The sequence below is a fragment of the Rhizobium sp. BK312 genome, from assembly GCF_014193605.1.
In the GTDB taxonomy this organism is placed as follows: domain Bacteria; phylum Pseudomonadota; class Alphaproteobacteria; order Rhizobiales; family Rhizobiaceae; genus Rhizobium.
Genome location: NZ_JACHZP010000011.1, coordinates 1 through 13,093 on the forward strand (window position 1 = coordinate 1; position 13,093 = coordinate 13,093).

General features: G+C 59.1%; 11 protein-coding genes. 8 read left to right on the forward strand and 3 right to left on the reverse strand.

Annotated elements, in window-relative coordinates; genetic code table 11:
• Both FHT85_RS25855 and FHT85_RS25860 read left to right on the forward strand, forming a co-directional pair.
• On the forward strand, positions 1–235 hold a 235-nt coding region (locus FHT85_RS25855; protein WP_183774393.1), incomplete at its 5' end, for a helix-turn-helix domain-containing protein.
• A gap of 148 nt (positions 236–383) precedes the next feature.
• On the forward strand, positions 384–1,850 hold the full coding sequence (locus tag FHT85_RS25860) for a DHA2 family efflux MFS transporter permease subunit (RefSeq protein ID WP_112412704.1): 1,467 nt from the start codon (positions 384–386) through the stop codon (positions 1,848–1,850).
• Positions 1,851–1,876: 26 nt separating this feature from the next.
• Here the strand turns inward: FHT85_RS25860 and FHT85_RS25865 are convergent, their stop codons facing one another.
• The 3 genes from FHT85_RS25865 to FHT85_RS25875 form a co-directional block, all read right to left on the reverse strand.
• Positions 1,877–2,377, reverse strand: coding sequence for an NUDIX hydrolase (locus tag FHT85_RS25865; RefSeq protein ID WP_112339160.1), 501 nt, complete (start codon positions 2,375–2,377; stop codon positions 1,877–1,879).
• The gene (locus tag FHT85_RS25870) at positions 2,370–4,055 is read right to left on the reverse strand and encodes a Na/Pi cotransporter family protein (RefSeq protein ID WP_183774396.1); all 1,686 of its coding nucleotides are present in this window, start codon (positions 4,053–4,055) and stop codon (positions 2,370–2,372) included. Before FHT85_RS25870 ends, FHT85_RS25865 begins: the two co-directional genes overlap by 8 nt.
• Positions 4,056–4,234: 179 nt before the next feature.
• A complete protein-coding gene (locus FHT85_RS25875) occupies positions 4,235–5,236 on the reverse strand; it encodes a LacI family DNA-binding transcriptional regulator (RefSeq protein WP_112412992.1) in 1,002 nt (333 codons plus the stop codon).
• A gap of 185 nt (positions 5,237–5,421) precedes the next feature.
• Between FHT85_RS25875 and FHT85_RS25880 the strand changes: the two genes are divergently transcribed.
• The 6 genes from FHT85_RS25880 to ugpA all read left to right on the forward strand — a co-directional run bounded on the left by FHT85_RS25880 (position 5,422) and on the right by ugpA (position 13,093).
• Positions 5,422–6,450 (forward strand): ABC transporter substrate-binding protein, encoded by a 1,029-nt coding sequence (locus FHT85_RS25880; RefSeq protein WP_183774399.1) that lies wholly within the window; start codon positions 5,422–5,424, stop codon positions 6,448–6,450.
• A gap of 90 nt (positions 6,451–6,540) precedes the next feature.
• Entirely contained in the window at positions 6,541–8,778 is a 2,238-nt protein-coding gene (locus tag FHT85_RS25885; RefSeq protein ID WP_183774402.1) for an ABC transporter permease, read from the forward strand.
• Entirely contained in the window at positions 8,775–9,839 is a 1,065-nt protein-coding gene (locus tag FHT85_RS25890; protein ID WP_112412995.1) for an ABC transporter ATP-binding protein, read from the forward strand. Before FHT85_RS25885 ends, FHT85_RS25890 begins: the two co-directional genes overlap by 4 nt.
• A gap of 37 nt (positions 9,840–9,876) precedes the next feature.
• On the forward strand, positions 9,877–10,677 hold the full coding sequence (locus FHT85_RS25895; RefSeq protein WP_112412996.1) for an inositol monophosphatase family protein: 801 nt from the start codon (positions 9,877–9,879) through the stop codon (positions 10,675–10,677).
• 157 nt (positions 10,678–10,834) lie between these two features.
• On the forward strand, positions 10,835–12,145 hold the full coding sequence (gene ugpB, locus FHT85_RS25900) for a sn-glycerol-3-phosphate ABC transporter substrate-binding protein UgpB (protein ID WP_162709811.1): 1,311 nt from the start codon (positions 10,835–10,837) through the stop codon (positions 12,143–12,145).
• Between the two features lie 66 nt (positions 12,146–12,211).
• Positions 12,212–13,093, forward strand: a complete 882-nt coding sequence (gene ugpA / locus FHT85_RS25905; RefSeq protein WP_112401257.1) for a sn-glycerol-3-phosphate ABC transporter permease UgpA — start codon at positions 12,212–12,214, stop codon at positions 13,091–13,093.

Genomic DNA, 13,093 nt, shown 5'->3' on the forward strand with positions numbered 1-13,093 from the left:
CCGGCGAATACGGGTTATGCGGGGAATCTCGCAGGACAACCTTGCGCTTGAGGCCAATGTCGAGCGCTCCTATGTGGGCTATCTCGAACGCGGCAACAAGAACCCGACCGTCACGACCCTTGAGAAAATAGCGGAAGCGTTGTCTTGCGATATTTCTGAGTTCTTCGTTTCTATGGCCGACGATGTCGTCATCATGAAGCCGCTGAAGAGTGGACGGAAATCTTCGCGCGGCTGAGAGTGTCATCCTCGGAATAATATCGTGCAGTAATTGCCGCGTGCGGGAAAAATATCGCCAAGCTTGTCGGATAGTCTTTCGCTCGAACGTCATAGTGAAGCTCAGTGCTTGTGAGCTGGTCTTTTCTCTATTCCTCGAAGGCGTCTCGATGTCTCTTGATTCCCAAGCCGTTTCACCTGCCGACAATCTCCCGGCCCCAGAGGACCATGACGCCCGCAATAGGCTGGTTATCGGTCTTCTTCTGGTGTCGACCTTCGTGGTCATTCTCAATGAAACCATCATGGGCGTCGCCCTGCCGCACCTGATGGCCGATCTCAAGATTTCCGCGAATCGAGCGCAGTGGCTGACCACTGCCTTCATGCTGACGATGGCCGTCATCATTCCGGTGACAGGTTATCTGCTGCAACGGCTGAACACACGACCGGTATTCATCCTGGCCATGTCGCTGTTCAGCGGCGGTACACTGATTTCGGCGCTGGCGCCGGGCTTCACGATGCTCGTCATCGGCCGCATCGTGCAGGCTTCGGGCACCGCGATCATGATGCCACTCCTGATGACGACGATCATGCACCTGGTGCCGCCCCAATCGCGTGGGAAGACGATGGGCAATATCTCAATCGTCATCTCCGTGGCGCCCGCCATTGGGCCGACCATTTCCGGCCTTATCCTAAGCGCGCTCGATTGGCGCTGGCTGTTCCTGCTCGTCCTGCCAATCGCCCTGGCAGCGCTTGCGCTCGGCGCCTGGAAGATCAGCAACATCACGGAACCGAAAAAAGCGCCGATTGATGTCCTGTCCATTCCTCTCTCTGCCCTCGGTTTCGGCTGCTTCGTTTACGGCTTGAGCGGTTTGGGCGAGGCCGCGGTTCACACGCCGATCGTGTCCCCCTGGTTTCCGCTGATCGTGGGAGCTGCCGTCATCGCGATTTTCATCCTGCGGCAATTGCAGCTCCAAAGACATGATCAGGCCTTGCTGGATATGCGCACCCTGACGATAAAGGCATTCACCATTCCGGCGATGATGATGGCGATCCTGATGATGTCGATGTTCGGTGTCTTCATCCTGCTGCCGATCTATCTTCAGAACGTGCTGGGACTGACCACACTCGAGACAGGCCTCCTGCTCCTCCCCGGCGGCTTGATCATGGGGCTGTGCGCGCCAACGGTCGGCAGCCTGTTCGACAAGTATGGCCCAGTGCCGCTCGTCGTGCCAGGCGCGATCCTGTTTAGCCTGCTGATGTGGAGCTTGACGTTCATTCAACCGGGGACGTCATTCTGGTGGATGCTGATCGCCCATGTCATTCTCAGCATCGGTCTCGCCTTGATGTTCACACCCCTTTTCACTGCCAGCTTGGGCGCCCTTCCCTCGACCCTCTATTCTCACGGAAGCGCCATGATCGGTACCACGCAACAGGTAGCCGGTGCGGCCGGTACCGCGCTCTTCGTTGCCGTCATGACGATGACCGGTTCAAATGCTATGTCCGACGGCGTTACGGTTGCGGCAGCGACGACTGCCGGGATCCGGACAGCATTCTTCTGTGGCGCGATCATCTCCATAGCGGCGGTCATAATGGCCTTTTTCGTCAAAAAGCCGGCCGGTGGTGATCACGACCTCTAGGCCAATCGCCCTCCCATTCGAAGGGCTCATACTTTGTTTTTCTTATTCTCTTTGAGCACCATATCGACCCTGCGCATCAGGCTTTTCAACTCTGGCTCGCGGACATGAGCGGCGGCCTCATTGGGCGAGAACCACTGCAGCTGGCGCTGACCGCGCTCGGGAAAGCGCTCGACCAATTCGGCGACTTCAAGCAGATGGACCTGAACGACGGCGGGGACAGTATCGCCGGTATCGAGAGACTTCAAATAAGTGTAATAGCCAAAACTCTTCTTCCTGGCCTTTCCCTTAACGCCGGCCTCTTCCCAGGCCTCACGTTCGGCGACCTGATGCGGCAGCTTGCCAACGATCGGCCATCCCTTTGGAATGATCCACCGACGGCTGTCGCGCGAGGTGATCAGCAGGATTTCTACATCTTTCAGCACCGGCGAGCGCCTATAGCAGATCGCGGCATATTGCTCGATCGACCGACCGGTGAAGAGCTTTTCTGCCGCGTCCGCCAAACGGCTGAGATAGGTCTTTTTACTCATGTGCGGGCACTGCAACCGGTGGAGCCGGGCCTGGGGTCCGGCTTTGCAGGAGTTCGCCGCGCTCCTCCAGAACGGGATAGGCGGCAGCGGCGACCAGATGGGAATTGATCTGTTTGAGATCACGTAGCAGGTCGAGGTGAAGAGAACTGGTCTCGACGGTCTCAATCCCGCCTTGCCGCAGGCGTTGGAAATGAGCCTCTGTACCCTCGCGTTCCGCTTTGCGAAAGATAACCTTCTCCTCCGCCAGCATGCGAGCGGTGCTCTCGTTTTGGGTCATGAGCAAGGCCGCCGTCGTGCGCAGGTTCGTCTGCAATCGATCGAACAGCCGCGCCAATTCAAGCTGGCCCTCTTTCGAGAAGTTCAGACCTCGGCGCAGACGTTTGGCCAGATGCGGCAAGAGGTTCTGATCGAGAACGTCGCCGGCGTGTTCCATATTCATCGAGAACAGCAGGATCTCGTTCAAGCGTCGTCTGTCGGCCTCGCCGAGTTCATCGGGATCGATCGAGGTGAGATAGGTCTTTACGGCCGCATTCAGACTGTCGAGGATATTGTCCAGCGACCGCAATCGCGTCAGCGCCTTTCGATCCGTATCCGATAGGGCAGTCTTGGCGCCGGCGAGCATTTCGGAGAGGACATCGACCAATCTCAATGCCTCCCGTGCTGCTGCGCCAAGCGCGACGACAGGCGTCTCCTTGGCAGCCGGGTCGAGATATCGGGGACGCGTCGGATCGGCCTCGTCAATCTTCCGCGGCAGCAATTTGGTCAGGAGATCGGCATAGGGCCGCAATAGCGGCATGAACACCATGGCCAAAACGACATTGAAGGCGGTATGAAAATTGGCGACGGCGCGGGCGCTATCGCTATCCACCAGCGCCGACAAGCGCGTGACCGGTTCGAGAAAGCCGATCAGTGCGGCGACGCCGACAATGCGTGTCATCATATTGCCGATGGGTAGGCGTTTCACCGATAGATCGGTCCCCGATTGCCCTTCGATGAGCGGATTGATCGCGGTTCCGAGATTGGCGCCGAGAACGAGCGCAAAAGCCTGGTCGACATCGACAAGACCCTTGCTCGCGAGAGACATGATGAGCAGAACGACAGCAACGCTGGAATGGGCTGCCCATGTCAGAATAGCGGCAAGGAGCATGCTCAGCACCGGCGTCGCGGCAATCGCATCGAGGACGTATGCAAGCGCCGTCGATCCCTCATACTGAGTCATCAGGTCGAGAAGTTGATGCAGCGCCAGAAGCATGAAGCCAAGCCCGATCATGACCCGGCCAAGATCGTGCACGCGTGAATTCCCGGTTCGGCGGAACATCAGCACGCCGATCAGGATCAGCGCCGGGGAAGCCGCCGCGACATTGAAAGACAACACCTGGACGATCAGGGTCGTGCCAACATTGGCTCCCAGCATGACGGCAAGCGCCGGCACGAGATCCACCAGGCCGCCGGCCGCGAAGCCGGAAGCCATCAGGCCGGTTGCCGTGCTGCTCTGCAGGATGGCAGTGACGCCGATCCCGGCAAAAAACGCCTTGGTGCGATTGCTAAGCGCGCGGCCCAGAAAAGACCGCAGATCAGGTCCGAAGGCGCGCTGAATGCCAGTCTGGACCATACGCGTGCCCCAGAGCAGAAGGGCGATGTGGCCGGCCAGAGCAACGAGGCCGAGGATAAGCGCCATAATGGTCCTCCATAAGCCTGCGATCTCTCCCGAGACAAGCGCCGGGAATCAAGATTGCAGATTGTAAACCTTCATTAGCCGACTATGTTCTTTGTCTTTGTACCTTTTGCAAGGGCGGATTGTCATAAAAATGTCATAAATCAAATTTTTTTGTTTTATAAACAATGGGATACGACCCCCTATCCGCCTCTGATCGTGTCGCGCCAGACGAGGTCCGCCTGCATTGTCAAAGACTTGCCCTTGACAATGCCGCTTTCGGCCAACCAGGCTACGGCCTCACGCGCAATTGCCGTGACTGGCTGCGAAAACGTGGTCAGCCGATACGAAGACCAGGACGCCTGTTCGATGTCATCGAAACCGACGACACAGAGCTGCTGCGGGATCGACAAGGAAAACTGATGGCGAGCGGCATCCATGAAGCCACAGGCAAGCAGATCGGTCGCACAGAAGACGGCATCGGGCCGCTCCTTACGTGTCAGCAGGCGCTGTGCCACGATCTGGCCGGCCTCATATCCAGTCCAACCATGCCTTTCGACAACGACATTAAGACCGTGCTCGCGAGCGGCGGTTATAAAGCCCTCCTCCCTTGCCATGAGGCTTGGCGTACCGGCCTCAGAATTCGCAAAGGCAAGCCGCGCACAGCCAGCACGCACAAACGCTGTCACCACACGTGCGGCCGCCTCGCGGTCATCGAGATTGATGTGCAGCGGCCCTGACTGATCTTCATCGCGATTGATCAATACGAGCCGCTGCCCGCTCCGCAGACACAGCTGCGTAATCGACTTATCCGGCAGGCCTGAAAGGATCACGGATGCATCGGCCCGGTAGCGGATCGCCTGCTGCAGAGCTTTATTGACGCTGCCGTCAGAACGATCAGTATTGATCAGCATCGCTACCTTTCCGGCAAGCTGCAAGTGCAGCGTCAGTTCGCGCAAAAGGGCAGAGCGATAGGGTGTCGCGACATCCGAAACGATGAGGCAGACGATGCCGCTTTCGTTGCGCATCAACCCGCGGGCAAGATGATTGACCTGGTATCCCAACTCTTCCGCCGCCTGCAGGACCTTCTGCCTGGTAGCCTCGGAGACGCTCGCCCCAGGCGTAAAGGCGCGCGAGACCGCCGAGCGCGAAACGCCTGCGCGCTGCGCCACTTCCTCAGCGCTCACAAAATCTCGTTGCGACACGGTGCCTCCCCTATTCGCCACAAGAATTCATCATAGTTTGCAATCGCGTGCAATACGCTGATGACAGCAGCGTTGTGAAACTTTTGTAACAATGCATGTTGACAGCGCGAGTCAAGCAATGCAGCATTTGCACGCGCTTGCAAGAAGCGCTCGGCGTGGAGGCGCCGCATAGTAGGGAGGACATCATGCGATTGATCAACATGGCTGCGGCAACCCTTGCCGCGGGAATATCTCTCGTTGCCTGGTCGGCCCATGCCGCCGGCGATCTCAATGTGATCTGCTCTGCCGATCCCGAAGTCTGCGATCTGATGAAAGGGCTGTTCGAAAAGCAGAGCGACATCAAGGTTAACATGGTTCGGCTTTCGGCCGGCGAAACGTACGCCAAGATCCGCGCCGAGGCGCGTAATCCAAAGACGGACATCTGGTGGGCTGGAACCGGCGACCCGCATTTGCAGGCCGCAGCCGAGGGCCTGACGCTGGAATATAAATCACCGCTTTTCGATCAGCTTCAGGACTGGGCGAAGAAGCAGGCAGAAAGCGCCAATTTCCGTACAGTCGGCGTTTATGCGGGAGCGCTTGGCTGGGGCTATAACACGGACATCTTGAAGAAGAAGGGCTTGAAGGAGCCCAAATGCTGGGCCGACCTTCCTGACCCCTCCTATAAGGGCGAGATCCAGATCGCCAATCCGAACTCGTCGGGGACATCCTACAACACGCTGGCAACACTTGTGCAGATCATGGGCGAGGACAAGGCCTTCGATTACCTATCGAAGCTCAATGCCAATGTCTCGCAATATACCAAGTCTGGTTCCGCCCCTGTGAAGGCGGCTGCTCGCGGGGAATCGACGATCGGCATCGTTTTCATGCATGACGCGGTTGCACAGAGCGTCGAAGGCTTTCCCATCAAGGCGGTCGCACCGTGCGAAGGCACGGGCTACGAGATTGGCTCCATGTCGATCATCAAGGGCGCCAGAAATCTAGATAATGCCAAGAAGTGGTATGATTGGGCGCTCAGCGCCGAGGCGCAATCGCACATGAAGGATGCCAAGTCCTATCAGCTTCCCTCCAACAAGTCGTCTGCCGTTCCGAAGGAAGCCCCGAAGTTCGAGGACATTAAGCTGATCGACTACGACTTCAAGAAATACGGCGATCCCACGATCCGCAAGGCCCTGCTTGCACGATGGGACAAGGAAATCGGCGCCAAGGCCAACTGACGGCTTTTTCGACTGCCCTCGCAGGCCGGTTCCTCGTACATTCGACCTGCTTCATCTCTGAATTTTAATGAACGGGATGCGAATCCGACCATGACCAATAGCAAACGCCGGCTGGATGTTGCGCTGATCTTCGGCATTGCCGCCCTTATACTACTCCCATGGTATCGCATAGAGGGCGGCTTCTTCGGCCTTGGCTGGCTGAGCGGCTTTCCCGGCGATCCCTCCACAGCGCCGGGAATCTTGCAAATCGTCAGGTACGGCCGATGGTGGCTCGCGATCGCCGCCGGGCTCCTAATGCTCGGTGGCATCGCGCGCTTCATATCCAGTCCGATGTCGCGCGGCGCGCTCATGACGCTTGCCGGTGCATTGGGTTTTGCCTTTTTGTCGCTGCAGGGACTCGCGATCACGTCGGCGGGCTGGAGCTGGTCGATCTGCGAGACCATCTTCGGTGCGCTGGCGGACGGCCAACCAGCGATGGGTGCCGGCGCCATTATCCTTGGCATCGTCTTCGTCCTGCTCTTTTCATTTGGCCTTGCCGAACGCGGCGTAATGAAGGGCGATGCCTTCGTTGTCAGTGCCGTCACCATGCTGGTCGTGCTGGTCGCGATCTTTGTGTTCTATCCCGTTGGCAGCATGTTTGTCGGCGCTTTCCAGTCATTCGACGGATCGTTCGATCCCGGCGGCTTCACGACGAACATCCAGGATCCGTCGATCTGGAGTCTTGGCTGCGTGGTTGGCGGCGACCGTTGCGGTGTGGCCTGGCGCACACTCTTGCTGGCGATCCTGACGGCAGGCGCGTCGACGCTGCTTGGGCTCTGCTTTGCCCTTGTCGCCACTCGCACCCGCTTTCCCTTCAAGAAGGGACTGAGGCTTCTCACGATCCTACCGATCATCACACCGCCCTTCGTAGTCGGTCTGGCGCTGAGCCTGCTGTTCGGACGGGCCGGTGTCGTCACCCAAGCTGCGGCCTCGATCTTCGGAACCGAACCCAGCCGCTGGCTCTATGGCCTGACGGGTATCTGGATCGCGCAGGTTCTTTCCTTTACGCCAATTTCCTTTCTTGTCCTTATCGGCGTGGTCGAAGGCGTCAGCCCGTCGATGGAAGAGGCGTCACAGACCCTGCGCGCCAATCGCTGGCGCACGTTTTGGCGCGTGTCCCTGCCGCTGATGAAGCCGGGTCTCGCAAACGCCTTCCTGATCGGCTTCATCGAAAGCATGGCGGATTTCGGCAATCCGATGGTTCTCGGCGGCAGCCACGGAGTTCTGTCGACAGAGATATTCTTCAGTGTCGTCGGCGCACAGAACGATCCGTCGCGCGCGGCAGTCCTTGCCATGATCCTGCTCGTCTTCACGCTCAGCGCCTTCCTCGCGCAACGCCTCTGGCTACAGGGCAAGAGCTTTGCGACGGTGACAGGCAAGGGAGATTCGGGCGCTCATGGCGCCCTGCCCCGCGGCCTCTCGATCGCGGTCCATACGCTCGTCATCCCCTGGATGGTGTTCACCGTCGTTGTCTACGTCATGATACTCTTCGGCGGCTTTGTCCGCACCTGGGGTCTCGACAACACGCTGACGGTGGAACATTACGTCAAGGCCTTCTCAATCGGCCTACGTGACGATGGCGGCATCGCCTGGACCGGTGTTGCCTGGAACTCCTTCTGGACGACGATGGAGATCGCCCTGATCTCCGCGCCCTTGACGGCTGCCGTCGGCCTGCTGACGGCCTATCTGATCGTGCGCCAGAAATTCGTCGGGCGCGGCCTGTTCGAATTCGCGCTGATGATGAGCTTTGCCATCCCCGGCACGGTCATCGGCATCAGCTACATCATGGCCTTCAACCTGCCGCCGCTGGAGATGACCGGGACTGCGCTCATTCTCGTTGCCTGCTTCGTGTTTCGCAACATGCCGGTCGGTGTGCGCGGCGGCGTTGCCGCCATGAGCCAGCTCGACAAAAGCCTCGACGAGGCATCGCTGACGTTGCGGGCCGACAGCCTACGCACCATCCGGAAAGTAATTCTGCCGCTGCTGCGGCCGGCGATTACCGCAGCACTTGTCTATTCCTTCGTACGGGCCATCACCTCGATCAGCGCCGTTATCTTCCTCGTCAGCGCCCAGTACAACATGTCCACGGCCTATATCGTCGGCCTGGTCGAAAACGGCGAGTATGGCGTCGCAATCGCTTATTCCTCCGCCCTTATCGTCGTCATGATATCAGTCATTGCCGGGTTCCAGCTGCTCGTCGGAGAAAGGCGGCTGCGGCGCGTAAACCGCGTCGCGATGACGCCGTCGCCGACCGCGCCCGCATCCATCGTTCAGGAGAAAACCGCATGAATCCGAAGGCTCCCGGTTCCGTCGTCTTCGAGAATGTTCGAAAAACCTTCGGCGCGTTCACGGCCATTCCCGATCTGTCGCTCACCATCAAGCCCGGCACGCTCGTCACCCTGCTCGGCCCTTCCGGCTGCGGCAAGACGACGACGCTTCGCATGCTGGCGGGGCTGGAACACCCCTCCTCCGGCCGCATTCTGATCGGCGGCAAGGATGTCACCATGCTTCCGGCCAATGAACGCGACGTCTCGATGGTCTTCCAGAGCTATGCCTTGTTTCCGCATATGACGGCGCTCGACAATGTCGCCTATGGACTGGAATCCTCCGGCATGAAACGCAGGGACGCACGTGAGAAGGCGGAAGGTGCGCTTGGTCTTGTCGGCCTTGCCGGCATGGGCTCGCGTCTTCCGGCCGAACTCTCCGGGGGCCAGCAGCAGCGTGTCGCCGTGGCGCGTGCGCTCGTCGTCGAACCTCAGGTGCTGCTTCTCGACGAGCCGCTTTCCAATCTCGATGCCCGGCTGCGCCGGCGCGTCCGGACGGATATCCGCGAATTGCAGCAGCGGCTTGGCTTTACTGCCGTCTATGTGACCCATGACCAGGACGAAGCACTTGCCGTATCCGATCGCATCATCGTCATGAAGGATGGCGGCATCGCGCAGCAGGGTGCACCGCGCGAGCTCTACGATACGCCAGCCTCGGCCTTTATCGCCGACTTCATGGGCGAGGCCAATGTCATGCCGTGCGACGTCATCGAAACCGACGGCGACAGTGCCACGATTGCGATCGAAGGGCTTCGCCACAGGGTCAACAGCCGTTCCGTCAAACACGGCCCCGCTCAGCTTGCCGTCCGGCCGAATGCAATCATTCTGACGCCAGGAGCAGGCAACGGCCAGTTCCATGGCCAGATCACTCATTCCGCCTATCTCGGCGATCATGTCGAGTACGAGGTAAAGACCGATCGCGGATCGCTCTTCGTTGTCGATGCCACGGTCGATTCCGCCCTTCCTCCCAACACCGATGTCACGATCGCTTTCAAGGATCGCGGCATTGCCGTCATCGGCGGCTGATTGCCCTCAAACATCAGACGATTAAGGACATAACTGCATGACCTCCGTTCCCCTCGCCGATCTCGAAGCACGCCTCGTTCTTGCCGAGGCCATGGCCCGCGAGGCCGGCAAGCTCGCTCTCGACTATTTCAAGCGGCGCGAGACCCTGATCATCGAAACCAAGCGCGACCTGCAGGATGTTGTCTCGATTGCCGACCGGGAGGTTGAAAATCTCATCCGCGGAAGCATCCACACGGCGCATCCTCAGGACAGCATCCTCGGCGAGGAATATGGTCTGGAAACCGGCACCTCCGGCTATACCTGGGTCGTCGACCCGATCGATGGGACGAGCCCCTTCGTCAACGGCATGCCCAACTGGTGCGTTTCCATCGCAGTATTGCGTGACGGCACTCCCGTGATCGGCGTCATCTCGGCACCATGCCACGATGAGCTTTACGTCGCCGCGCACGGCAGAGGTGCCACCTTGAACGGCAAGAGCCTCAAGATGGATGCATCGCGCAATATCCGCAACGCCGTGACTGGCATCGGCGCCAACAATCATGTCTCACCCGCCTTCGTCGCGAGAATGGTCGAGCAGGTTCTCGAAGCCGGCGGCAATTTCATCCGCAACGGCTCGGGCGCCCTGATGCTCGCCTATGTCGCCGCCGGCCGCCTGGTCGGCTATTACGAACCATACATGCATGCCTGGGATTGCCTGGCCGGCTATTGCCTCGTGAAGGAAGCCGGCGGCTGGTACCATCCCTTCCCGACGGAAGGCGAACGTCTGACCAAGGGATCGGTGGTTCTGGGTGCCGCCCCAGGTGCGATCGACGATCTCAAAAAGATAGCTGGCTTATAAGTTTTCCCGGTAGACAACAGTTGAGTAAGCATTAGTTTAAATGAACGCGCTTGCAAGCTGATCGTCACATCCGGCGGCAGTGCAGCGCAAAGCGGGTCGGCCGATCGAGGAGGATCGACCAAGCCGTTTCACGGAACGAATAATAATGGGAGGAAAAATGCCTAATCGCCTCGCGTGGAGCTGCCTTGTAGCGGCAGCAATTTCATTCGGAGGAACGTCGCACGCGTTTGCAGTGACCGAGCTGCAATGGTGGCACGCAATGTCGGGCGCCAACAACGAAGTCGTCGAGCAACTGGCCAAGGAATTCAACGAGGGCCAAAAGGACTATAAAATTGTTCCGGTGTTCAAGGGCACCTATCCGGAAGCGCTGAATGCCGGTATTGCGGCGTTTCGCGCCAAGCAGGCGCCGGCGATCCTGCAGGTCTTCGATGCCGGCAGCGGCGTGATGATGGGTGCGGAAGGCGCGATCATGCCGGCGGCCGATGTGTTGAAGAAGGGGGGCTACACGTTCGACAAATCACAATATTTGTCGGGCATCGTCTCCTATTATTCAAAGCCGGACGGCACGATGCTGTCCTTCCCCTATAATTCGTCTTCGCCGATCCTCTACTACAACAAGGACACCTTCAAGAAGGCTGGGCTCGACCCCGAGAACCCGCCGAAAACCTGGCCTGACGTCTTCGAGGCCGCCAAGAAGATCAAGTCGAGCGGCGCATCGGCCTGCGGCTTCACCTCGACCTGGCTTACTTGGATTCAGACCGAGAATTTCGCAGCCTGGAACAATGTCAGCTACGGCACCAACGAAAACGGGCTGGGCGGCACCGACGTCAAGCTGGCGTTCAATGCACCGCTCTTCGTCCAGCATTTCCAAGCGATCGCCGATCTTGCCAAGGATGGCACCTTCCGCTACGGCGGCCGCACCTCGGAGGCCAAGCAACTCTTCACCTCGGGTGAATGCGGCATTCTGACGGAATCGTCTGGCGGCCTTGGCGATATCATCAAGAGCGGCATGAACTACGGCATCGGCCAGCTTCCCTATTATGATGGTGAAGGCCGGCCGCAGAACACCATCCCGGGCGGCGCCAGCCTCTGGGTTTTCGCGGGCAAGAGCGATACCGAATACAAAGGCATCGCCGAGTTCTTCCATTTCCTCTCACAGACCAAGATCCAGGCGCGCCTGCATCAGGTTTCCGGTTATCTGCCGGTGACGATGGCCGCCTACGAGGAAACCAAGAAATCCGGTTTCTATGATAAGAACCCTGGCCGTGAAACGCCGATCCTGCAGATGCTCGGCAAGGCTCCCACGACCAACTCCAAGGGCGTTCGCCTCGTCAACCTGCCGCAGGTGCGCGACATCATGAACGAGGAGTTCGAGGCGATGCTGGCCGGCAAGGAAGATGCCAAGACGGCACTCGACAAGGCCGTCGAACGCGGCAATGCCGCTATCCAGCAAGCCATCGGCAACTGATGCACTGATACGGTTTGGCCCGCGGCCACCAAGGCTGCGGGCAGTTTCCCATCACAGGAGATCGCCGTGCAGCGCGTCGTCTTTCCAAACAAGATCCTTCCTTATTTCCTGGTCGCACCGCAGATCATCCTGACGGTCGTCTTCTTTTTCTGGCCGGCAAGCCAGGCGCTTTATCAATCGACACAGCGCGAAGACCCCTTCGGGCTGAAGAGCGGCTTCGTGGGGTTTGCGAATTTCCGCGCGATTTTGTCTGACGGGACCTATCTGCATTCCCTGCAGGTGACGGTGATTTTCAGTGTTGCGACGGCGCTGCTGTCGATGATTGTTGCGCTCGCGCTCGCCACTGCTGCCGACAAGGTGGTGCGCGGACAGACGCTCTATCGTACGCTGCTGATCTGGCCCTACGCGGTCGCACCCGCCGTCGCCGGCATGCTCTGGCTGTTCATGTTCAACCCGGCCATGGGCACCTTGGCCTATATTCTGCGCCGCAATGGCTTCGCCTGGGATCCGCTGCTGAACGGCAACCAGGCACTGGTGCTGGTCATTGTCGCCGCCGCCTGGAAACAGATCAGCTACAATTTCCTGTTCTTCGTCGCGGGGCTGCAGGCAATCCCCAAATCATTACTCGAAGCGGCCTCCATCGACGGTGCTCGCGGCAATAGGCGCTTCTGGACGATCGTCTTTCCGCTGCTAGCGCCGACGACCTTCTTTCTCCTCGTGGTCAATACGGTCTACGCCTTCTTCGACACCTTCGGCATCATCCATGCCGTCACCGGCGGCGGACCGGCAAAGGCGACGGAGACCCTGGTCTACAAGGTCTACAATGACGGCTTCGTCAATCTCAATCTCGGCTCGTCGGCAGCCCAGTCCGTCGTCCTCATGGTGATCGTGATCGCGCTGACGGCATTCCAATTCCGCTTCGTCGAGAAGCGCGTGCATTATGCGTAA

What these genes read in the sequence shown, in the direction of transcription:
- FHT85_RS25860 (WP_112412704.1), top strand. Translation starts at nt 384, where the DNA reads ATGTCTCTTGATTCCCAAGCCGTTTCACCTGCCGACAATCTCCCGGCC.
- FHT85_RS25865 (WP_112339160.1), bottom strand. Translation starts at nt 2,377, where the DNA reads ATGAGTAAAAAGACCTATCTCAGCCGTTTGGCGGACGCGGCAGAAAAG.
- FHT85_RS25870 (WP_183774396.1), bottom strand. Translation starts at nt 4,055, where the DNA reads ATGGCGCTTATCCTCGGCCTCGTTGCTCTGGCCGGCCACATCGCCCTT.
- FHT85_RS25880 (WP_183774399.1), top strand. Translation starts at nt 5,422, where the DNA reads ATGCGATTGATCAACATGGCTGCGGCAACCCTTGCCGCGGGAATATCT.
- FHT85_RS25885 (WP_183774402.1), top strand. Translation starts at nt 6,541, where the DNA reads ATGACCAATAGCAAACGCCGGCTGGATGTTGCGCTGATCTTCGGCATT.
- FHT85_RS25890 (WP_112412995.1), top strand. Translation starts at nt 8,775, where the DNA reads ATGAATCCGAAGGCTCCCGGTTCCGTCGTCTTCGAGAATGTTCGAAAA.
- FHT85_RS25895 (WP_112412996.1), top strand. Translation starts at nt 9,877, where the DNA reads ATGACCTCCGTTCCCCTCGCCGATCTCGAAGCACGCCTCGTTCTTGCC.
- ugpB (WP_162709811.1), top strand. Translation starts at nt 10,835, where the DNA reads ATGCCTAATCGCCTCGCGTGGAGCTGCCTTGTAGCGGCAGCAATTTCA.